This window comes from Mycobacterium sp. IS-3022, assembly GCF_001500065.1.
In the GTDB taxonomy this organism is placed as follows: domain Bacteria; phylum Actinomycetota; class Actinomycetes; order Mycobacteriales; family Mycobacteriaceae; genus Mycobacterium.
Genome location: NZ_LQIN01000001.1, coordinates 142,412 through 164,269, shown reverse-complemented (window position 1 = coordinate 164,269; position 21,858 = coordinate 142,412). Strand labels below are relative to the sequence as shown.

19 protein-coding genes and 1 pseudogene are annotated in these 21,858 nt (G+C 66.9%); 4 read left to right on the top strand and 16 right to left on the bottom strand.

Annotated elements, in window-relative coordinates:
- Positions 1-13: 13 nt before the first annotated feature.
- Positions 14-1,159, bottom strand: a complete 1,146-nt coding sequence (locus AU188_RS00775) for an acyltransferase family protein (protein WP_059161814.1) — start codon at positions 1,157-1,159, stop codon at positions 14-16.
- Between the two features lie 10 nt (positions 1,160-1,169).
- Complete coding sequence (locus AU188_RS00770) at positions 1,170-1,970, bottom strand: MBL fold metallo-hydrolase (RefSeq protein ID WP_059161813.1); 801 nt, start codon at positions 1,968-1,970, stop codon at positions 1,170-1,172.
- Between the two features lie 89 nt (positions 1,971-2,059).
- Here AU188_RS00770 and AU188_RS00765 point away from each other — a divergent pair, with 89 nt between their 5' ends.
- Positions 2,060-3,544, top strand: coding sequence for a glutamate-cysteine ligase family protein (locus AU188_RS00765; RefSeq protein ID WP_059162239.1), 1,485 nt, complete (start codon positions 2,060-2,062; stop codon positions 3,542-3,544).
- On the opposite strand, the gene egtE is transcribed toward AU188_RS00765, so the two are convergent.
- The 12 genes and pseudogenes from egtE to AU188_RS00705 form a co-directional block, all read right to left on the bottom strand.
- On the bottom strand, positions 3,541-4,665 hold the full coding sequence (gene egtE / locus AU188_RS00760) for an ergothioneine biosynthesis PLP-dependent enzyme EgtE (protein ID WP_059161812.1): 1,125 nt from the start codon (positions 4,663-4,665) through the stop codon (positions 3,541-3,543). The genes AU188_RS00765 and egtE overlap by 4 nt on opposite strands.
- Positions 4,662-5,663 carry an L-histidine N(alpha)-methyltransferase gene (gene egtD, locus AU188_RS00755; protein ID WP_059161811.1) on the bottom strand — a complete coding sequence of 334 codons (1,002 nt, stop codon included), beginning with the start codon at positions 5,661-5,663 and terminating at the stop codon, positions 4,662-4,664. The genes egtE and egtD overlap by 4 nt, the downstream gene beginning before the upstream one ends.
- A complete protein-coding gene (egtC, locus tag AU188_RS00750; protein ID WP_059161810.1) occupies positions 5,663-6,364 on the bottom strand; it encodes an ergothioneine biosynthesis protein EgtC in 702 nt (233 codons plus the stop codon). The genes egtD and egtC overlap by 1 nt, the downstream gene beginning before the upstream one ends.
- Positions 6,364-7,638: an ergothioneine biosynthesis protein EgtB gene (egtB, locus tag AU188_RS00745; protein WP_059161809.1), complete on the bottom strand. Its 1,275-nt coding sequence runs from the start codon at positions 7,636-7,638 to the stop codon at positions 6,364-6,366. Before egtB ends, egtC begins: the two co-directional genes overlap by 1 nt.
- Entirely contained in the window at positions 7,635-8,927 is a 1,293-nt protein-coding gene (gene egtA, locus AU188_RS00740; protein ID WP_082686418.1) for an ergothioneine biosynthesis glutamate--cysteine ligase EgtA, read from the bottom strand. The genes egtB and egtA overlap by 4 nt, the downstream gene beginning before the upstream one ends.
- A gap of 124 nt (positions 8,928-9,051) precedes the next feature.
- Complete coding sequence (locus AU188_RS00735; protein ID WP_059162237.1) at positions 9,052-9,660, bottom strand: sensor domain-containing protein; 609 nt, start codon at positions 9,658-9,660, stop codon at positions 9,052-9,054.
- Positions 9,661-9,706: 46 nt separating this feature from the next.
- A complete protein-coding gene (locus AU188_RS00730; protein WP_172799347.1) occupies positions 9,707-10,135 on the bottom strand; it encodes an organic hydroperoxide resistance protein in 429 nt (142 codons plus the stop codon).
- A 47-nt stretch (positions 10,136-10,182) separates the two neighbouring features.
- Positions 10,183-11,644: pseudogene (locus AU188_RS00725) on the bottom strand (catalase).
- A 144-nt stretch (positions 11,645-11,788) separates the two neighbouring features.
- Positions 11,789-12,202 (bottom strand): hypothetical protein, encoded by a 414-nt coding sequence (locus AU188_RS24745; protein ID WP_286137221.1) that lies wholly within the window; start codon positions 12,200-12,202, stop codon positions 11,789-11,791.
- A 90-nt stretch (positions 12,203-12,292) separates the two neighbouring features.
- On the bottom strand, positions 12,293-13,396 hold the full coding sequence (locus tag AU188_RS00715) for a DUF4185 domain-containing protein (protein ID WP_059162236.1): 1,104 nt from the start codon (positions 13,394-13,396) through the stop codon (positions 12,293-12,295).
- Positions 13,397-13,436: 40 nt separating this feature from the next.
- Entirely contained in the window at positions 13,437-14,474 is a 1,038-nt protein-coding gene (locus AU188_RS00710; RefSeq protein WP_059161807.1) for an aspartate-semialdehyde dehydrogenase, read from the bottom strand.
- Between the two features lie 2 nt (positions 14,475-14,476).
- Entirely contained in the window at positions 14,477-15,742 is a 1,266-nt protein-coding gene (locus AU188_RS00705; RefSeq protein ID WP_059161806.1) for an aspartate kinase, read from the bottom strand.
- Between the two features lie 388 nt (positions 15,743-16,130).
- On the opposite strand from AU188_RS00705, the gene AU188_RS00700 reads away from it, so the two are divergent.
- The gene (locus AU188_RS00700; protein ID WP_059161805.1) at positions 16,131-17,087 is read left to right on the top strand and encodes a UTP--glucose-1-phosphate uridylyltransferase; all 957 of its coding nucleotides are present in this window, start codon (positions 16,131-16,133) and stop codon (positions 17,085-17,087) included.
- Here the strand turns inward: AU188_RS00700 and AU188_RS00695 are convergent.
- Positions 17,084-18,820 carry a hypothetical protein gene (locus tag AU188_RS00695; RefSeq protein ID WP_286137219.1) on the bottom strand — a complete coding sequence of 579 codons (1,737 nt, stop codon included), beginning with the start codon at positions 18,818-18,820 and terminating at the stop codon, positions 17,084-17,086. The two genes, AU188_RS00700 and AU188_RS00695, sit on opposite strands and share 4 nt — an antisense overlap.
- Before the next feature lie 151 nt (positions 18,821-18,971).
- Here AU188_RS00695 and AU188_RS25640 point away from each other — a divergent pair, with 151 nt between their 5' ends.
- Both AU188_RS25640 and efeO read left to right on the top strand, forming a co-directional pair.
- On the top strand, positions 18,972-19,097 hold the full coding sequence (locus AU188_RS25640; RefSeq protein WP_286137218.1) for a hypothetical protein: 126 nt from the start codon (positions 18,972-18,974) through the stop codon (positions 19,095-19,097).
- 185 nt (positions 19,098-19,282) lie between these two features.
- Positions 19,283-20,452 carry an iron uptake system protein EfeO gene (gene efeO, locus AU188_RS00690; protein WP_059162234.1) on the top strand — a complete coding sequence of 390 codons (1,170 nt, stop codon included), beginning with the start codon at positions 19,283-19,285 and terminating at the stop codon, positions 20,450-20,452.
- 10 nt (positions 20,453-20,462) lie between these two features.
- Here efeO and AU188_RS00685 read toward each other — a convergent pair whose 3' ends face one another.
- Positions 20,463-21,716 (bottom strand): glycosyltransferase family 4 protein, encoded by a 1,254-nt coding sequence (locus AU188_RS00685; protein ID WP_286137217.1) that lies wholly within the window; start codon positions 21,714-21,716, stop codon positions 20,463-20,465.
- Positions 21,717-21,858: the final 142 nt, after the last annotated feature.

Below are 21,858 nucleotides of genomic sequence, written 5' to 3'. Positions count from 1 at the left end.
ACGTCGCCGCAGGTCAAACCCTGCGGCGGGGGCGGGTGAGCCGGTGCAGAAGCCACGCGGCGGGGATCGTGAGCATCAGCGTCACGACGAACAGCACCACCACCGAACCGGTGTAGACCTGCCAGCGCAACACCGACACCATCGCGATCTCCATCACGAGCACGTGCAGCAGGAAGATCTCGTAGGAGATCTCGCCCAGCCACACCATCGGCCTGCTGCTCAACAACCGCGAGTACCAACCGGAGTCGCCGAGCGCCAGCGGCGCGACGACGAGCGTGGCGATCGCCGCATAGAACATCACCTTGGCGAGATCCTGGCCGAGGTCGAGCGCCGGGGCGTCGGTCCGCCCCGCGATCGGGGTGGCCACCACCAGATAGGCGACGAGCGCGACCGGCAGCGCCGCGACGGCGTAGCACCGAACGTTGTTGTGCGCCAACACCGCAAGTGCCATCCCCCCGATGAACCACACGAGGTAGTGCGGCAACCACAACCCGGCACCGTTCGGCAGCCAGTCGGTCTTGTGCAGGACGACGAGCCACAGCGGGCTCAGCGCACCGACGGCGGCCAGGCCGGCCAGCAGCACGCCCGGTCGCCAGCGGCGCCGGCACAGCCACCCGAGCAACACGTATGCGAGCGCGGGCAGGACGGCGTAGAACGCCAGCTCGACCGCCAGGCTCCACATCTGGGTGAGGCCCTGGTGCACGTACGTCGTGAGGTAGTTGCCGCTGTAAATCTGCGTGAGCGTGAGGTTGCGCACCAACCCGTTCCAGCTGTGGCCCGGATTCGGATCGATCGGACGGAATTCGTAGACGACGTAGGCCAGCAGCACCGTCACCGCGTAGGCGGGCATGATGCGGCGCACCCGGCTGCGGGCGTATCGGCGCAGACTCGGCGGTGCGGTTCCGGTCGCGGTGGCCCGCACCCAAGAACCGAACAGCAGAAAGCCCGAGAGCACGAAGAAGATCGCGACACCGATCTCCATGCGCGCAAACGTCAACCCGAGATAACCGCGGTTGTATGCCCCCGTACCGTACGCGGCGTGGGTCCCCATGACGAGCAGCGCCGCGACAGCACGGATCCCTGTGAGCGACGCGACCCGGTCGACCGTGGAAACCTGTTCGAGGCCACCCTGGTCGTCGCCCGACCATGGACCTGACACCGCGTCAGTATCAAACCGTGACCGACGAACCGCGTTCCAATTCGATGATCCGGTCACCCAGCCCGCGCCGCTTCATCTCGTCGAGGAAGTCGAACAGCGGCGAGCCGAACACCCCATAGTCGTCGAAGTGCACCGGGATCATCTTGGGCAGGTCGAGCAACTCGACGACGTCGGTGCCCTGGCGACCGTCCATCGTCACCGTCAGCCCGAACGGCAGGTGTCTGCCGAACGGCAGTCGAGTACCGCCCAGATGCAGTATGCCGACGTCGATCGCTTCGAATCGCACTGGTATGTCATGCAATTCGTCGATCAGCAGCGTGTCTCCGGAGATGTAGAGCCGTCGGCGCGCCGTCCCGTCGGAGAACTCGACCATGCTGCCCATCACCGGCGGCAGCAAGCGGTCGATCGGGGTGGGCGCATGCCGACCGGGCAGTGAGGTGACGGTGACCGACGTCGTGCCCTTGACGAAGGTGTGGTGCTGCCAGGTGTCCAGCGCCACGGCGCTGCCGAACCCGCGGTGAATAAGCCGCTTCGCCGCGTGCGGGGTGGTCACGATCGGCAGCGCATGGTCGAGGCGGCGTTGCGACACCCGGTCCCAGTGGTCGCCGTGCATATGCGACAGCACCACGCCGTCGAGCGCGGGCAACTGGTCGATGTCGAGCACCGGTCCTTTGCGCCGCTTGGACAGCAGACCGTAGCCCAGGTAGGCGTGCTGGCCTTGGTGCAGGAAGTTCGGGTCCGTCAACAGGGTTATGCCGCCACCGGAGATCAGCGTGGTGGCATTGCCGATGAAGGTGACGGTGACGTCCATAGCCTCCGACTACCCGCCCGGGCGAGGTTCATGCCACCGAATAGCGGCGTGTCTCGATGCAAACACGGGCGCTCGCCGACAATGGGGATGTGGGTGAGGAAGTCAAGGGCACCGGCTACAGCGGCGCGCACCGCCGGGAGTACCGCCGCAAGGTGCAGCAGTGCCTCGACGTCTTCGAGACGATGCTCGCCCAGTCGAGCTTCGAGTTCGAGCGGCCGCTGACCGGCATGGAGATCGAGTGCAATCTGGTCGACTCGGCGTATCAACCCGCGATGAGCAACCAAGAGGTGCTGCAGGCGATCGCCGATCCGGCGTATCAAACCGAATTGGGCGCTTACAACATCGAATTCAACGTGCCGCCACGCCGGTTGCCGGGACGGGCTGCTCTCGAACTGGAATCCGAGGTGCGCGCGAGCCTGAACGCGGCCGAGACGAAAGCCAGCCGACACGACGCGCATATAGTGATGATCGGGATTCTGCCGACGCTGCTACCTGAGCACCTGTCGGGCCACTGGATGAGCGAGTCGACGCGGTATCAGGCGCTCAACGACTCGATCTTCACCGCGCGTGGCGAGGACATCTTGATCGACATCGTCGGACCGGAACGGCTGAGCCTGCAGACCGCGTCGATCGCGCCGGAGTCCGCGTGTACGAGCATGCAACTGCACCTTCAGGTGTCGCCCGCGGAGTTCGCGCAGAACTGGAATGCCGCTCAGGTGTTGGCCGGGCCGCAGCTCGCGCTGGGCGCCAACTCGCCGTACTTCTTCGGCCACGAACTGTGGGCCGAGACCCGCATCGAACTGTTCGCCCAGGCCACCGACACCCGACCGGACGAGCTCAAGGCACAGGGCGTGCGGCCCCGCGTTTGGTTCGGCGAACGCTGGATCACGTCGATCTTCGACTTGTTCGAGGAGAACGTGCGCTACTTCCCGTCGCTATTGCCGGAACTGTCCGACGAGGACCCGGTCCGTGAGCTCGCCGAGGGCCGCACCCCGAAGCTGGCCGAGCTGCGGCTGCACAACGGCACCATCTACCGCTGGAACCGGCCGGTGTACGACGTCGTGCACGGCCGTCCGCACCTGCGGGTGGAGAACAGGGTGTTGCCCGCGGGTCCGACCGTGGTGGACATGATGGCCAACGCCGCGTTCTACTACGGCACGCTACGGACGCTGTCCGAGGAGGACCGCCCGTTGTGGACCAAAATGAGTTTCCCTGCGGCACAGCACAATTTCGTGCAGGCCGCGCAGCACGGGATAGACGCCCGGCTGTACTGGCCGGGCCTGGGCGAGGTGACGGCGGACGAGTTGGTGCTGCGCCAGTTGTTGCCGATGGCCGACGAGGGCCTGCGCCGCTGGGAGGTGGCGGCCGAGGTGCGCGACAGGTATCTCGGGGTGATCGAGGGCCGCGCCAAGTCCGGTCGCAACGGCGCCACCTGGCAGGTCGAGACGGTGCGGGCGCTGCAGGAACGCGGTATGGCGCGGCCCGCCGCGCTCGCGGAGATGCTGCGCCGGTACGGGACGCGGATGCACAGCAACGAACCCGTGCACACCTGGGACGAGGGCTTCGACGACTAGGCCTTCTCGGTCGCGGTCACCAGCGCTTCGGCGAACTGCGCGAGATCCCCTGGAGTCGCATCGACGTGTGGCGATGCCCGCAGCACCGGTGTCGTCATCTCGAATGGGGCCCGCAACACTTCGGCATGGGTGGTGACGATGCCCCGCTCGGCGAGCAGCCAGGCCCGCACCTTCTGCGGATCGGCGCCGGCCGTCGGCGCCAGCGTGGTGACGGCCGTCGGCTCGTCGGTTGCCTCGACCACCCGCCAGCCGTGAATGTCGGCCAACGCCTCGCGCGTCATCCGGCCGACCTCGCTCAGGCGGTCACGCACCCGAGCAGGTCCCGCGGCCAGATGCTCCCCGACCGCGACGGAAAACCCCACGCGGGCCGCGACATTCGCTTCACCTTGCTCGAGGCGCTGCATCACCGTCAAGGGCAGATTCCAGTCCGGCGGCGGCAACCGCGGCCGCAGCCGCTCGGCAAGCGCCGGTCCGATCGCCAGGAAGCCCACTCCGCGCGGGCCGGCGAGCCATTTGCGTGACGATCCGTATATCGCCGACGGCGCGACCGCGCAGTCGAGGTGCCCGAGCGCCTGCGCGGCGTCGACCACCAGCGGCACGTCGAGGTCACGGCACACCTGCGTCAGCGCGGCAAGGGGCTGTGCGGTGCCGCGGTGGCTGCCCAGTGCGGTCAGGTGCACCAGCGCGGGCGGGTCCGCGGCCAGCATGCGCGTCGATGCGTCGACGTCGAGGCGTCCGTCCCCGTCGGCCGCCAGCGGGCGGACGTCGAAACCGTTGGCGGACATGACGGCCAGATTCGGTCCGTACTCACCCGGCAGGCAGGCCAGGGTGCGCGGGCCCGGCCAGGCGGACAGCAGCAGGTCCAGCGCATTGTTGGCGCCGGTGGTGAACACGACGTCACTGCCGTTGAGCCCTGCGAGCACGCCGACGGCCGCGCGCCCCGCGTCCAGCACCGGCGTGGCCGCTTCGGCGGCGACGTATGCGCCGACCTCGGCTTCGTGCCGGGCGTGCTGGGCGGCGGCGTCCATCGCCGCGAAGCTCTGACGCGAGCAGGCCGCGCTGTCGAGATGCAGCCCTGCGACGGCCGGTCGCGCGGACCGCCACTGTTCGCCGAGGCTCATTTCGTCGACAGCGACAAGCCGAAGTCCCCTGCGGCGTCGGTCCACCAGTGGGTGCGCCGCAGCCCGACGGCGGCGAGTTCGGCGGCGACCCCGTCGGGGCGGAACTTGCACGACACCTCGGTCAGCATCTCCTCCCCGTCGGCGAAGTCGACGGTCAGATCGAGGTCGTGCACCGTTACCCGCTGAGAAGTCCTGGCGCGCAACCACATTTCGATACGCTCCTCGTCGGCGTTCCACTTCGCGACATGTTCGAACGCCTCCGGGTCGAAGTTGGCGCGCAGTTCCCGGTTCACCACCGCCAGCACGTTGCGGTTGAACTTCGCGGTGACACCCGCGCTGTCGTCGTAGGCCCGCACCAGCCGGTCGGCGTCCTTGACCAGGTCGGTGCCCAACAGCAGCGTGTCGCCGGGCCGCAGCGTCTGCGACAGCGCCGCGAGGAAGTCTGCGCGCGGACGGGGTGTGAAATTGCCGATCGTCGAGCCGAGGAACGCGACCAGGCGGCGCCCGATCCGCGGTATCCGATCGAGGTGCTCGTCGAAATCGCCGCCCACTGCGTCGATCTCGATGCCGGGATACTCGACGCTGAGCTCCGACCCGGCGGCGGCGAGCACCCCCACGTCGACGTCGAACGGGATGAACCGGCGCAGCGACCCACGGTCCCGCAGGGCGTCGAGCAGCATGCGGGTTTTCTCCGATGTACCGCTGCCGAGTTCGACGAGCGTGTCCGCACCGGAGGCCGCGGCGATCTCGGCGGAACGGTCCCGCAGGATCTGCGCCTCGGTGCGCGTCGGATAGTACTCGGGCAGGCGGGTGATCTGGTCGAACAGATCGCTTCCGACGGAATCGTAAAACCACTTGGGCGGCAACGACTTCGGCTGCTGCGTCAACCCATCGAGCACATCGCGGCGCAGTGCCACCGCAGCCGAGTCGGCCGACAGGTGATTCGACAGTGTCAGGGTGGATGCGTGATCCGCCTCCGCTCCTCGCTTGACTGTCATCACGATCCTTTCAGGGGGATCAGGTCGACATCCGGGCCGTGCACGTGTACGAGATGACGGTCGGGAACTTCCGCCCAGGCCGGATCGTCGTCGTAGGGTTCGCTGGCCAGCACGACGCCATCGCTTCGGCGCAGCACCGACAGGGTGTCCCCCCACGTGGTGGCCAGCAACCGAGAACCGTTGCCCGCCAAGATGTTGAGCCGGGCACCGGGGTCCGCGGCAGCCACTTCGACGATGGTGTCGCCCAGCGCGTCGAGCCCGCGATCGAAGATCAGCGCCGCCAGCAGGGCGCTGTCGTTCGTCGACTCGGCGCGCGGCGACAACGGCAGGACGGCGCGGTCCACCAGTCCGTTGTGCGACAGCAGCCAGTGCCCGTCGGTGAACGGTGCCGACGCTGTCGCCTCGATCGGCATGCCGATGCTGGCCGACCGCACGGCGGCCACCACACAACCGCTGCGCAGCGCCGGCGCGACCGACGCGAACGAGCCGTCCCCCCACAGCGGCGTCGCGCTGCGCCACCGCCGGGGCGTGCCGTCAGCCACATCGGCCGAGAAGAACCCCACGCCCCACCCGTCGGCGTTCATCAGCCCGTACTTCTGCCTGCGCGGCGAATACGACTGCACCAGAAGGCCGTTGGCGGGTTCGAGGACCAGCGACGCCACCGACACGGGTTCGCCGAGCCACCCCAGATGTCTGCACATCAAGCGTCCCAGGCCAGGCGCACGCCCGAAAAGATCTGCCGCCGGATGGGGTGGTCCCAGTTGCGGAAGCTGGGCCGCAGGATGCTTGCCGCCACGGCCCATGACCCGCCGCGCAACACCTTGTAGTCACCATCGAAGAACGGCGCCGAATACTGCTCGTAGATCATCGGCGTGAAACCCGGCCACGGCCGCAGCGGCGAGGTGGTCCACTCCCACACGTCACCGAGCATCTGTTCGGCGCCGTACGCCGACGCGCCCGCCGGATAGGCACCCACGGGGGCGGGCCGCAGCGCGTCGCCGCCGAGGTTGGCCAGGTGCGTCGTCGGTTCCGAGGCGCCCCACGGATAGCGCCGTCGCGCGTCGACCGCCGGGTCCCACGCACAGGCCTTCTCCCACTCGATCTCGGTGGGTAGCCGGGCGCCGGCCCATGCCGCGTAGGCCTCGGCCTCGAAGAAGGTGACGTGTTGGACGGGTTCGTCACCGGGGATGTCCTCGACGTGGCCGAACCGCGTGCGGGTGCCGTCGGTGTTCCAGAACTGCGGTGCCCGCAGACCCGTCTCCTGCCGGTGCGCCCAGCCGCGCGGCGACCACCATTGCGGGTTGTCGTAGCCGCCGTCGTCGACGAACCGGCGCCACTCGGCGTTGGTGACCGGGACACGGCCGATCCGGAAGGCGCGCACCTCGACGACGTGGGCCGGACGCTCGTTGTCCAGCGAGTGCGGTTCGGTGACCGCGTCGACGCCGAGGACGAACTCGCCGGCCGGCACCAGGACCGAGGTGCCCGCGACGCCCGGCCGGCCTTGGGGTAGCGGGGCGCCGGCGTCGAGCAGCGGCGCGCCGGTGCGCAGATTCAGCGCCTGCAACATGGTTTCGTCGTGCTGGTTCTCGTGGCTGATGACCAGTGCGAAGTTGAACGCCGGATCGTCGTCGGGCATCGCGTCCAACGTGTCGAGCACCCGGTTGCGCACGGTTCCGCAGTAGGCCCTGGCGTCCGACGGCGGAAGCAGCGGCAGGTTCGCGCGGCTGGCACGGGAGTTGACGAACGCGTCGTAGAGCCGCTCGACCCCGGGCGGCAGCATGCCCGGCCGGTCCGGGTTGCCGTCGCGCAGCAGCCAGAGCTCCTCCTGCTGCGCGATGTGCGCGAGGTCCCACACCAACGGGCTCATCAGCGGGCTGTACTGGCGGCCCAGTTCGGCGTCGTCGAAATCGACCAGCCGCAAGGTGCGCTCGCGTGCCCTGGTGAGTTCGCGCGCGATGCTTTCGCGAGAAGTCACATTTCTCCTCGGGCCAGTTGGGTGACCGCCGGCGCGATCCCGTATCTCACGGCACGGTCGCCGAACTCGTCGGCCGGACACCGTCCCTGCTCGACCGAACGCACCAACCGTCGCATCGATTCCTCGAGTTCGGCCGGCGCGCGTTCGGCGGCAGCCTGCACGCATTGTTCGGCAGCGGTCCGCAACCGGCGGTCGGCCAGGCCGACCCGGGCGGCCAGATCCCACGCGGTGGCGACGGGTGCGGTGGCTTCGGCGGCGACGTCCGCGGCGGTCGGATCGTCGAGCAGCGTGACGAGCGTGAACACGATCGCCGGCCAGACGGCCTCGGGCACGCTGTCGAGATACCGGATCTCGAGCCACTGACGCGGCCGTACCGGGGGGAACAGCGTGGTCAGGTGGTAATCGAGATCGGCTTCGGTGGGTCTGCGCCCGCCGAGCGGCACACGTCCTTCGACCCAGTCGGCGAACGGCACCCACTCGGTGACCGGTTCGGCGTCGGCGGCCGTGTTGTTGACGAGCATGACCGGCGCTTTGAGCGCATACCGGGCCCAGTCGCAGGCCGGGTCGTCGCCGCTTTCGCCGAGTACAGGACCGCAACGAGCGGCGTCCAGTCGACTCCACACCCGTTGCCGCGCGGATTGCCAGCCGGAGAACCGGCCGCTCAGCAGCGGTGAGTTCGCCGCTACGGCGATCATCGTCGGCCCGAGCGCATGGCTCAGCCGCACCCGATCCGCCCAGCCGTTCCGCGGCCCGGCGTCGAGGTTGATCTGCACCGAGGCCGTTGACGTCATCATCGCCGCGCCCGCGGCGCCGGTCCGGCTGGCCTCGAAGAAGGTCTCCATCGCGCGGTAGCGGGCACCGGGATTGATCCGCTGCGGCGCGCGCAGCGGGTCGGCACCGAGCAGGACCAAGCCGAAGCCCGCACCGGCGAACGCCGCCCGCAGCACCGCACGGTCGGCGCTCATCGCGTCGATCGCGGCCATCGGGCCCGGCAATGGTGGGCCGGACAGTTCGACGGCCCCGCCGGGTTCGACGGTGACCTTGCTGCCGCCCGGAAGTACCGGCAATCCGGCGATGATGTCGGTGAGTTGCTGCCATGTCGGCCGGCGCATCGGGTCGGCCAGGTCGAAGCAGTGCGCCTCGATCTCCAGACCCACCTGACCCACCGGGCCGTCGCGCAAGCAGCCGGCACCGACGTGCAGCGCAGCGCCCTCAACGCTGGTCAGCTCTGCCGAAGCGGCTCGCGACGGGTGCGCGTCGTCCACCTCGGTCGTGATGGTGAAGGTCACCCAACCGTCCCCTTCCGGGTCTGGACCGCTCGCCCCCTTTCAACCATCTTCCAGACGAGACCGACAAAGTCTCGCGATTTTTTCGATGACGTGTTCGTTACATGTGGTCGACTGCGCCGCTCGGCTACTGGCCGAGCGTGTTCTGCATCGCCCCGGCCAGCACGTTGACCGCTGGGCCACCGTTCCCGGATTGGCAGACCTTCGCCTGAAGCAGGACGTTCTCCCGCTTGCGGGTGGTGGTGAAGCAGCGCCGATCCGTGCCGGCCTCCTGTTTGACCCAGTCGGCGTCCGTCGCCGAGGTGGGCCCGCCGGTGAACGTCCAGACCTGGGTGCGCAGGTTGTCCAGGTGCATCGCGGTGGTCTGGCCGTTGCAGCCGACGGTGCGGTCGACGACGCGGCGGAAGGCCCGGTCGGCCGCGTCGCTCGTCGCGAACACCCCGACCGCCTGCTTGACCAGATGTGTCGTGTCGGTGGGCGACTCCTGCGTCACGGCACCGTTGAACGACGCCAGGTCGGGGTCGGCGTAGACGTCCGGCAGACCGATGTCGGCCCAGTTGTTACACACCGGGTTGTCGACACGGAACGACTGCACCGGATCGGTGAACGTCGTCTCGAATCGCATTGTGGCGCCGACGATATTGCCCACCGAACCCTTCGGCAGCACGGCGTAGTTCACCACGCCGGGATCCGATGGGCGCGCCGAGGCGACGTCGGCCGGCGCCACAATCGACATGCCGAGCGCAAGACCGACGCCGGCTAGGGCGGCGATCCGCACCGGCTCAAACCTTCGCCGACAGCTTGACGTCGATGTTGCCGCGGGTGGCCTTCGAGTACGGGCAGACCTGGTGCGCCTTGTTCATCAGGTCGTCGGCCGCGCTCTGCTCGAGGCCGGGCAGGTAGCCGATCAGGTGCGCGTTGATGCCGAAGCCGCCCTCGGGGTCCTTGCCGAAGCCGACCTGGGCGGTGATGCCGGTCGCGTCGTCCAGCTTGACGTCGTTGTTCTTCGCCACCAGCCTCAGCGCGCCGAGGAAGCATGCGGCGTACCCGGCGGAGAACAGCTCCTCGGGGTTCGTGCCCTCACCACTGCCACCCATCTCCTTCGGGTGGTTGGTGTTCAGATCGATCTTGCCGGTCGAGGACTTGACGTGGCCCTCGCGGCCGCCGCCGGTTGCGGTGGACTCCTGGGTGAAAACGACTTCGATGCTCATGGCCTCGATCATGCCAGCCCACTCCGAGACGGCAAGACGCCCCTTCGTCACCGCCCGTTGCCGTCGAGCTTGGCTCGAACTCCCTCCTCGATCTTCTTGCCGAGATCCGGGTCGACGTTCTTCCAGTACTCGAACACTCGCGACAACACCGGCTCGCGCACGCCCTTGGTTACGTGACCGATCACGTTGTGTGCCAAACGGTCTCGTGCATCGTCATCGAGCACCTCGCGGACCAGCGTGCCAGCCTGGCCCCAGTCGTCGTCGTCCGGTCTCAGCGTGTACGCGTTGCGCACCATGTCGCCGTCCGAAGCCCAGTGCACCTCGGCCGCCCGCTTCGGGTCGGCTTCCGGGCCGCCCATCGAGTTCGGCGTATAGATCGGATCGGTGACGTTTCGGATGCGCATCGGGCCGTCTTTGGAGTACGCGCGGACCTCGACCGTGGGCTCGTTGACCGGTATCTGCTTGTAGTTGACGCCCAGCCGGTGGCGGTGCGCATCGGCATAGGAGAAGCCGCGGGCCAGCAGCATCTTGTCCGGGCTCAGGCCGGTTCCGGGCACGATGTTGTTCGGTTCGAACGCGGCCTGCTCCATTTCGGTGTGGTAGTCGGTCACATTGCGGTCCAACGTGAGCCGGCCGACCTCGTGCAGTGGGTAGTCGCCGTGCGGCCACACCTTGGTCAGGTCGAAGGGGTTGAACCGGTAGGTCTTGGCATCCTCGAACGGCATGATCTGCACGTGCAGCGTCCAACTCGGGTGGTCGCCACCCTCGATCGACTCGTAGAGATCACGCTGGTGGTAATCGCCGTCCTCGCCGGCCAGCCGATCGCCCTCCTCCTGGGTGAGGAACTCGATGCCCTGGTCCGTCTTGAAGTGGTACTTCACCCAGAACAGCTCGCCGGCATCGTTCAGCCAGCTGTAGGTGTGGCTGGAGTAGCCGTTCATGTGGCGCCACGTCTTGGGGATGCCGCGGTCACCCATCAACCAGGTGACCTGGTGAGCGGACTCCGGTGAGAGCGTCCAGAAGTCCCACTGCATGTGGTGATCGCGCAGGTTGGTGGCCTGCATGCGCTTCTGTGAACGGGATGAAGTTCTGGAACTTCATCGGGTCGCGGACGAAGAACACCGGGGTGTTGTTGCCGACCATGTCGAAGATGCCATCGGTGGTGTAGAACTTCAGTGCGAATCCGCGGGGGTCGCGCCACGTGTCGGGGCTGCCGCGCTCGCCGGCGACGGTGGAGAACCGGATCAGGGTGTCGGTTTTGGTGCCGGGCTGGAATACCGCAGCCTTGGTGTACTTGCTGACGTCTTGGGTGACCTCGAAGTGACCGAATGCCCCGCCGCCTTTGGCATGCGGTTGACGCTCGGGGATCCGCTCCCGGTTGAAGTTGGCCATCTGCTCGATCAGGTAGTGGTCGTGCAGAAGGATGGGGCCGTCGGGGCCCACCGTGAGTGAGTGCTCGACGCTCGGTGCCGGATTGCCTGCGTCGTTGGTCGTGTACTTATCGGGCATCAGGTGTCACTCCTCGAGTCGAGCGGCATCGGGCTGAGCCGCCTCGCTCAGGGTGGAGTCCCCCAGAGTGGATCGATTCCAAACCTCAAAGTGAGCCGACGCTCGAGGGCCCGGCGGGATACCGGGCTCTCGAGGCGGAAGTGGTTACGGTCGCGCCGGCGCGGTCGTGGTCGGCGCCTCGGGCGACTGCGGTTGCTGAGGCGGTTGGAATCGTGGGCCTTCCGCTCCTTCCGGGCCGCCGAACCGCGGGCCCTGGAAATCGCCACGCGGACCCATCGGGAATCCCGGCGGTGGGCCACGGTGGAAGATCGCGAAATCACGGTCGTGGCCACCGGGTCGGCCGCCACCGTGGTGGCCACCGGAGTGCGCGCCGATGATGAATCCGGAGAAGAAGATCACCGCGACGACGAAGACCACGCCGGCGACGATGCCGACCCAAGCGGCGACGGCGCCGAGGCGGGAGCGGCGCGGTTCCTCACGCGCGGCCGGCGCGACGGGATCGTGCGGTGATGCGGTGACGACGGGTTCAGTCCCAGGTTCGCTAGGTGTTTGACTCATGGCTGCCATCTTGCGGGCACTTCTGATGTGCCGGTCATGCGGCACCTGTGCGCAAGCTGTGAATGCGGCGACCGTCGAGGCCGGTTTCGGCTACGGCTTGAACGGGTTGACCGCGAACTGGATCACCCGGTACGGCGACCCACCGCGCGGACCGGTGTTCCACTGGCTGACGAACACCCGCACCTCGTCGAGCGTCGAGCCGGGCGAGATGTACCCGCCATACGGTTGAGCCAGCCGGTTGTTCTCCGGCGGTCCCAGATGGTCCACCGGATCCGGCCACTCGGTCGCGACGACGACGGTCGTCACCGGCGCGGTGCCGAGCCCGGTTGGATCGTCGGCCACGCGCATCTCCATGTTGCCGGTGGTGGCGTTGAAATACGACAGCACGGTCTTGCCGTCGATCTGCCGGATACTCATCTCGCCCACTGCGTCCGGCCACAGGGCCGTCGGCGTATTCCCCCAACCCGAGCCAGCCGACCAGCCCTGCCAGCTGGACCGGTCCTCGAACGCCTCGGGTGCAACGCGATACAGCACCAGTGGCGCACTGCGGTCGAAGTTGTCGGCCACGATGTAGACCCATCCGGTGGGCGAATCGGGACGAGGGATCGGATCGTAGTAGCCGCTGATCTGCGACTGCTGGCCCCTCGCGTATGAAGCCGCTCGCTCCGATCCGTTCACTGTCGGCCAACTCCCTTGCGCCGGATCGGATTTCACCAACCGCGACGACTCAGGCTCCAGTTCACGCACCGTCGTGACCATCATGTAGTTCTCACGGTTGATCTGGACCACGCCCGCAGGCAACTGCGACATGCCCGCGGGCGTCGGGTCGGCGAGCAGCGGTCGGTCGGTGCCTGTCACGCCGTCATAGCGCACGCCGGACGGGTCGTCGATCGAATCCGTCTCGACGTGCAGCGCGATCGGCGAGAACCAGCCACCGTAGCCGACACCTTGGCCGGCGAAGCTGTCACCGCACACTTGCAGGATGCCGCTGGGAAACTCCATGAACTCGCACAGATCGGTGGCACCGACCCCGTAATCACGTGTCGGCGTGCCGGTTCCGGCCGTCGGGCCGATCCGGATCACCTGACCCGGCGCCAGCGGCGGTAGCACCGGGTCGGGAATCGGCGCGGGCTGGGCGACGGCCGACGGCGCCGCGACGAGGCCCAACGCCGAGATCGACGAAATGGCGGAAATTACTCGCACTTTCCCACCAAAACGTCGGTTTCGGCGCAAATCAGCCTCGAGCCAGCAGCTCGGCGATCTGAATCGTGTTGAGCGCCGCGCCCTTTCGGAGGTTGTCGCTGGACACGAACAGCGCCAGCCCGCGACCTTCGGGCACACCGGGATCCCGGCGGATCCGGCCGACGAGTGAGTCGTCCACACCGGCGGCCGCCAGCGGCGTCGGAACGTCGACCACCTTCACACCCGGAGCCGACTCCAGCAACTCGGCGGCGCGCTGCACCGAAAGCGGTTGAGAGAACTCGAGGTTCAGCGACAGCGAATGCCCGGTGTACACCGGGACCCGCACACACGTGCCGCTGACCGCAAGGTCCGGGATACCCAGGATCTTGCGGCTCTCGTTGCGCAGTTTCTGGTCTTCGTCGGTCTCACCAGAGTCGTCGTCGACGTACGAACCCGCCAGCGGGACGACGTTGAACGCGATGGGCGCCACATACTTCGAAGGCGCCGGGAAGTCCAGCGCCGCACCGTCGGCCACCAAGTCCCTGCTGTCCGCGGCGACGGCGCTGACCTGGCTGAACAACTCGTCGACGCCTGCGACGCCGCTGCCCGACACCGCCTGGTAGGTCGACGCGATCATCCGCACCAGGCCCGCTTCCTCGTGCAACGGCATGAGCACCGGCATCGCGGCCATCGTGGTGCAGTTCGGGTTCGCGATGATGCCCTTCTTGAGGGTGACGCCTCGCACGTCGCGCGCGAAGTTCACCTCGCTGACAACCAGCGGTACGTCGGCGTCCTTGCGCCACGCCGACGAGTTGTCGATCACCACCGCGCCGGCCTCGGCGAACCGCGGCGCCTGCACGCGCGACATCGTCGCGCCCGCGGAGAACAATGCGATGTCCAGTCCGGTGGGGTCGGCGGTCGCGGCGTCCTCTACCTCGATCTCCTGGCCACGGAACGAGAGCTTCTTGCCCTGCGACCGCGCCGATGCGAAGAAACGCACCGACGAAGCAGGAAAGTCGCGCTCTTCCAACAGGTTCCGCATCACTTGGCCGACCTGACCGGTCGCGCCCACGATTCCTAGATTCACCATGGCTAACGCCCCGTTCCCGCGTAGACGACGGCTTGCTCTTCGCCGCCCAGTCCGAACGCCTCGTGCAGCGCGGCGACCGCCTTGTCGAGATCGGTGTCCTTCACCAGCACTGAGATCCGGATTTCCGAAGTAGAGATCAGGTCGATGTTCACCCCGACCGAGGCCAGCGTTTCACAGAATTTCGCGGTGACGCCCGGATGGCTCTTCATACCGGCACCAACCAGCGAGACCTTGCCGATGTGGTCGTCGTAGAGCACCCCGGTGAAACCGATCTCCCCCTGCAGCGAGCTCAGCTTCTGCACCGCCGCCGGACCGTTGTCCCGGGGACAGGTGAACGTGATGTCGGTCTTGCCGTCCTCGACCTTGGAGATGTTCTGCAGCACCATGTCGATGTTGATGTCGGCGTCGGCGACCGCGCGGAACACCTTGGCGGCGTAACCGGGCACGTCCGGGATGCCGACGACGGTCACCTTGGCTTCACTGCGGTCGTGCGCGACTCCGGTCAGGATGGCGTCTTCCACGGGTATGTCCTCCATCGATCCGGACACCAGGGTGCCGAGATTGTCTGAGTATGACGAGCGCACGCGGATCGGCACGTGATAGCGGCGGGCGTATTCCACACACCGCAGCATCAGCACCTTGGCGCCGCAGGCGGCCATTTCGAGCATCTCCTCGAAACTGATCCGGTCGAGGTGACGCGCGTTGGGCACGATTCGCGGGTCCGCGGTGAAGATGCCGTCCACGTCGGTGTAGATCTCGCAGACGTCCGCCTCGAGCGCCGCGGCCAAAGCAACCGCCGTGGTGTCCGAGCCGCCCCGGCCCAGCGTGGTGACGTCCTTGCTGTCCTGGCTGACCCCCTGGAAACCGGCGACCAGCACGATCACGCCTTCATCGAGGGCGTCGCGCAACCGGCCCGGTGTGACGTCGATGATCTTGGCGTTGCCGTGGATACCGGTGGTGATCACGCCGGCCTGCGATCCGGTGAACGACCGCGCCTGCGCGCCCAGCGAATGGATGGCCATGGCGACCAGTGCGTTGGAGATCCGCTCCCCGGATGTCAGCAGCATGTCCATCTCGCGCGCGGGTGGCGCGGGGCACACCTGGTGGGCCAGGTCGAGCAGATCGTCGGTGGTGTCGCCCATCGCCGAGACGACCACCACGACGTCGTTGCCCTGCTTCTTGGTCTCGACGATCCGCTCGGCGACGCGACGGATCCGCTCGGCGTCGGACACCGAGGATCCGCCGTACTTCTGCACGACGAGCGCCACTGTCTACCTCTCAACAAGCCGGGATTGAGTCCCAACAAGGATAAGGGAGAGGTGCGCGTGATTTTTTCCGCCGGTAGTCCGGCGAACGTGCTCGAGGGTCCGAGCGGTCCGTTGGGCCTCGACGGGGTCATCGCGAGCGGCCGCTGGAGCAGAGCGCGTTCGACAGCGATTACGCCATTCGCCTCGAGTGCCATTGCGCGCGAAGCCACCGCGAAATGTCGGCGACCTCACCATTCTGTGTCCGGTTCGAATTGCGCACAAAACTATCGCCTTGCGGCGAATAGGATATGCGCGGAAGTTGCGGCGGATATTCGGTGAATCAACCACGTTGGTCGATCACCCGATCCGAGCCGGCCCGAGCCGCCAAGCCTGACGGAAAGAGGCACGTATGGCGCGACAGACCATCCGCAAAGCGGTCATCCCCGCGGCCGGCATCGGCTCACGCCTGTTGCCGATGACCAAGGCGATCCCCAAGGAGATGCTGCCCGTCGGCGACAAGCCTGTCATCGAACACACCGTTCGCGAGCTGATCAATTCCGGCATCACCGACATAACGATCGTGGTGTCGGGCGGAAAGACCCTGATACAGGAGCACTTTCGCCCCAATCCGGCGCTGGTCGACCAACTGCGCGCAGCCGGCAAGGACGCGTATGCCGACGCGGTCGACGAGGTCGGCAAATTGTCCCAGCATGGCCATATCACGTACCTCTACCAGTACGGTCCGTACGGCAACGGCACCCCGGTGCTCAACGCGTCACGCTCGTTCGGTGACGAGCCGGTCCTGGTGCTCTGGCCGGACGACGTCTTCGTCGCCGAGGTGCCCCGTGCCCAGCAACTGATCAAGGCCTACGAGCAGACCGCGTCCCCAGTTCTGGCGCTGATGCCGATGGCGCCCGAGAACTCTCGCCGGTACGGCGTGCCGATCGTCAAGGAGGATCTCGACGGCGGGCTGTTGCGGGTCACCGGAATCGTCGAGAAACCACAACCACACGAGGCTCCGTCGGAGTACGCCGCCATCGGCGGCTATGTCATCACACCCGCCGTCGTCGACGAGCTGCGTGAGCAGACGAAACGCTGGTATGAGCAGACCCACACGGGTGAGATCTACCTGACCGACGCGATCAACACCTACGCCAAGGACCATGCCGTCTACGGTCAGGTGATCCAGGGCCACTGGTGTGACACCGGCAATCCCTCCGACTATCTGGTCGCGCAGTTCGCGTTCGCCCTGGCCCATCCGGAATACGGCCCGGTGTTACGGAATCTGGCAGCCCAGCTCGAAGGCCCGCTGCTGCACACACTGGCAATCGAGATCGACGGTCCGTCGCGCGAGACTCCCGCCTAGCCGGCCGAACCTCTGGTGGTGCGACGCCTTCTCGTCCACAGCACCGCCGCGGTCATCGCGATGAGCGCTACCACAGCCACTCCGGCGCCGATCACGATCGACCGGCTCAGCGACTGCGGTGATTGAGCGGTATCGGAAGCATTGCCGGCGGCTCGGATGGCGAGGTTCGTCGGCTCACCCGCCGGACCGGCGAAGAGCACATCTCCCGTGAGCGCAGACAAGTCGTCGTTCAAGCCGTCGAGGTAACTGAACAGCGGGTCGACCAGTGTCCAGGCGCCGGTCGTCGTGACGAGGATGACGGACCGATTCCGAGGCTGATCGGCGAACGCCTGGATCGACCCCAGACCACCCCCCATGTCCGCACGAAGCACGGTGGGCAGCCCGACCTCTACCATCGTGCCGTCGGCACTGATAGGGGGGTCGAGAGAGGTCTGCTTCAGCGCCTCGGTGTTGGCCACGATCAGCGCCCCCGTGCTGGCCTCGGCGGCTGTGTCGAGATCCACAACTTGTGGTGACAGCGGTTTGCTGGAAGAACGCGCCATCGACGCGACCAGCCGGGCGACGTAGGCCAGCTGATCGGGGCCGGTCCCGTCCATCGCGACCATGAAACTGGGGCTGAACTCCGATGGTGCGGCGCCGAAACCATTGAGCGGGGGACCACCGCGGTGCACCTTCAGGGTGGACTGCGGATCGACTTGAAAGGTGAGGGGCGCGATCAGTGCCCCGCAGGTTTCGCGCGGGGTGTAGGTGAGGGCCATATCGAGGTCGACGAATTGTCCGATCTTCTCGCTGTCCAAATCGAACGTCGCGTCCAGCAGACCGGTGTTGTCGAGCGCCGCTCGATAGACAACCACCCCGCCGGACCGGATCACCACAGATGCCGCGTCGTCTCTGGCCACGGGTGTGTAATCGGCAAGCAGATGCACCTGCACGCCGTCGACGCGCTCTGCCCCGAGCGAGGCACGGTCGACGCCGACCGACAGGCTGCTGGTCCAAATGACGTCGGTTTGCCCCTCAATGTTCAACTGGCGGAACGTCATGGTGTCGCCGCTCGGCGCCGGGGCTGACGACCCGGCTTGGTCCACCCGGACCGTGTCTACCTGCGCCAGCGCCTGGAGCTGATTGACAAGCAGCGACACCTGGGTCGACAGCTCGCCGCCGCTGCCGGAGACACGAAGGAATACCTCTGGGGTTTCGCGGTTTTCGACCTTCAGCCCCGCGGTACCGCCTCTCTCGACGAGGATCGTGCGCGCCAGCTGACCCGCCGGCGGCGGCGTCGCGCCACGGGGTTGGTTGACGACGCTGATGACCATCGGCTGGTTCTGGTAGAGCCGCGCCAGGGTGGATACCAGCAACAACACCGCTTGTTGTTCATCGGCGTCGGCATCGGTCGGCGTGAAGATCGTGGCGCGCTGGAGGACCGCCGGGAAGAAGTTCGCGATCGTCGTCGGAGCGACCTCGATCCCGGTGAAGACCGTGGAAAGGTTGTTCAGCACCAATTGCCGCCGCGGCCCGCAGTATTGGGGATCGAAGCGTGGCCGAATGGCGAATGACAAGTCGACCGACGAACCACCCCCGCCTGCGGCCGAAAGGTCGACATCGAGCGGCGTTGCGGGTCTGCCGGTCGCGCCGGGGGGCAGTTCGATCGCCGCGAGGAGGTTGCCGTTGCCCGTGATCACGAGCGTGCCGGCATCGATGTTCAGCGGCGCGTCAATGGTGCCGACCAACCGCACAGCGGTCAGCCCGCGTGGGACCGGCATGGTGAAGCTCGACGGGTGATCGGGATCGAGGTAGATCTCGGAGTTCAATCCGAGTTCCTGCCAGGGCAACGTCAGGCTCGGCTGGTCCGGTGGCGGCGGCTGCGGCTGCGCATGCGCGGGGGCCGTGAGCGATCCGGCGGCCGCTACCGGCAAGAGCACCAACATCGCCGACGACAGCACACGCGCCAGGATGCTGCGGCTCAGCCGGTGCACGCTGTTCGACCTGCTTTCGGATGTCCAGCCTTCGTAATCCCAACAGGGATCGGATAATACCGGCGGGCACCGCCGACTGACGGGCAATTGGCTGTCCAGCACTCGTTTCTCGCACTTCTCGGCGGGAAATCCGCCTATCAAGAGAAGAACTCAATGCTGCAATTTCGCCGTCGGCTTGGTTATCTGGTGGTGGCGGCTGCACTGCTCGGAAAGGTCCGCGACATGGCTTGCGCTTTGCACAACGCAAAAGCGGGGTTGGCCGCCGCCGTCCTGGTGGTCGGCCTCACCGGAATGCTGGTCTCCGGGTGTGCGCCCAAGCCGACGGTCCCCGACGGCAAGCCCGACAGCAATGAGATCACCGTGGCGGCCGGCGATGAGTCTTGCCAGCTGTCGATGGCGTCCGCAGACACCGGCACGACGACATTCGTCATCACCAACCACGGCACCATGGTCACCGAGTTCTACGTCTACGGTGCCGGTGACCGGGTCATGGGCACGGCGGGGAACATCTCGCCCGGCCTGCAGCGCAAACTGGTCGTGCAGCTGCCGGAGCCGGGTAGGTACTACACCGCCTGCAAGCCCGGCATGGTCGGCGACGGCATCCGCGGTGACTTCACCGTCACCGGCAACGCCCTTCCGGCGGACGTCCAGGACAAGTTCGAGGAAGCCATTGCCGGCTATAAGGCGTACGTCACGGGTCAGACCACCAATCTGGTGATCGTCACCGAGGCGTTCGCCGGCGCCACGAAGAAGGGTGACTGGCAAGGCGCCCAGGCGCTGTATTCCCAGGCGCGCACCTACTACGGGCGCGTCGAACAGATCGCCACTTCGTTCCCGAACGATCTGGACCGGCGAATCGACCTGCGCGAGGCCGATGTGCGCCCAGGCGAGCGGTGGACCGGGTTCCACCGCTTGGAAAAGGATCTGTGGGTGAGCAATCTGCAGCCGGACACCGGCGCGGTCGCCGACCAGCTGGTGGCCGACGTCAAGGAATTCGACGCCCTGGTCAAGGACCCGAAATGGACGATCGACGCCACCGAGATCACCGGCGGAGCGCAACGTCTGCTGGACAGGATCGCCGAGAACACGATCGCCGGCGAGGAAGACGTCTTCAGCCACACCGATCTCTGGGACATCCAGGCCAACCTCGACGGTGCTCGTGTTGCAGTCGGCTCAGTCCGGCCGATCATCGATGAGCGCGATCACGAGCTCGGTGCGCAGGTCGACTCGGCCTTCGCGAATGTCCAGGGGCTGCTGGACAAGCACCAGTGGAACGCCGGCTTCGTGCCTTACGACAAGGTAACCGAACCTGAGCGGCATGAACTTTCACCTGCCATCGACGCGTTGGTCGCCGAAGTCAACAAGGTGCAGGGTGTCATATCCCAGCAATGAGCTTCGACGATCAGCGAAGCGCGAAAGCCTTGTCGTAGCAAGCGAATACGGCGTCCCGCGCATAGGTGGTTTCGAATTGTCCACGGGCACTGTCGGACATCTCGCGGTTACGTCCTGGATCGGTCAATTCGGCCATGGCTTCGGCGAACTGTGTGGCGTGGTCAGCAACCAGCACTCCGTGCTCGCGCCCGGTGGCGAACCCGTCGGCACCCACGCTCGTCGAGATCACTGGTAGCCCCCGCCCAAGTGCTTCGATCACTTTCAGCTTGATCCCCGAGCCGAATCGCAGGTGGTTGATCAGGCCGGCCGCCGAAGACAGCACCTCGGTGAGATCGTCGACATAGCCCTCCCGCGTCACCGAACCGCCGAACCGTTCCGCCACCTCGGCCAGTTCCGGGCTGCAGTCCCGCCCGATGATGCGCAACCGAGCCCTCGGCATCCGGGTCAGCACCGTCGGCCACACGTCAGTCAGGAACGACCGCACGCCATCTTCGTTGTGCGGCAACGACAACAGCCCGAGGAAGACGAAGTCAGGTGCTCCACCGTACTGGCGCTGGCGGTACTGCGGCGGTTTGACCAACGGCGGCACCGCAATCACGTCGGCTGATCCACGATTCGCGACCCGGGCCGCCAACCGGGCGGCCTCCCCGTCGTTCACCAACAGGTTCCGGCGGAACCGCAAAGCCGCGCGGTCTTCGCTGCGGCGGGCCAGGGTGGCCTCCATGCGTAGCAGCGCCCGTTGCGGAAGCTTGCTGTCGGCCAGTGGCCGCAACCGGCGGGGCACATGTTCGGCGAAGTTGCCCAGCGGCCGGATCGTCACGTCCGGATAGCGATCCGCCGCGTCGAGCATGGCCGTATACCGCTCGGAGAACAGGTCATCGAGATAACACAGCTGCCGGTCGGCGTGGGCCTCGTCGGCGTACTGCGCCATCCGAATGGTGTCGTAGATCTCCAGATCCGGGCCGATCCGCTCCAGCGTCATCTGTACCGCGCGTTGCACTTCCGGCGAATACAGCAAGGACTCCTGCAGAGTCGCCCGACCGGTCGGTACCCGGCGGGCTACCGCCGTCAACGCCGCTTTCCGACTCGGTCTGGGCAGCGGGTGCAACGTGACCGGGAACTCCGACTGAGGCTGGCCGCCGACAAGTAGGTAGTGCACGTCCTGTGGACCCAGCCGATCCCGGAAGTACTCGAGAAATCCGGCCAGCACCACCTTCTTTCCAGCGTCGGTGGGAAATGGATCGACCGCACTCACCAGGGTCACCGACACCGCACACCTGCCTCGATTGCTCTACTCGCCCGCTCGCATCAAGTTAACCGTTGCACCGAATCGACGATCACCGATCGAGGGCATTGTTTCCCGCTGGGTCGAGCGTCCGCTGGCATACACTGGTCCGGCGCTCAAT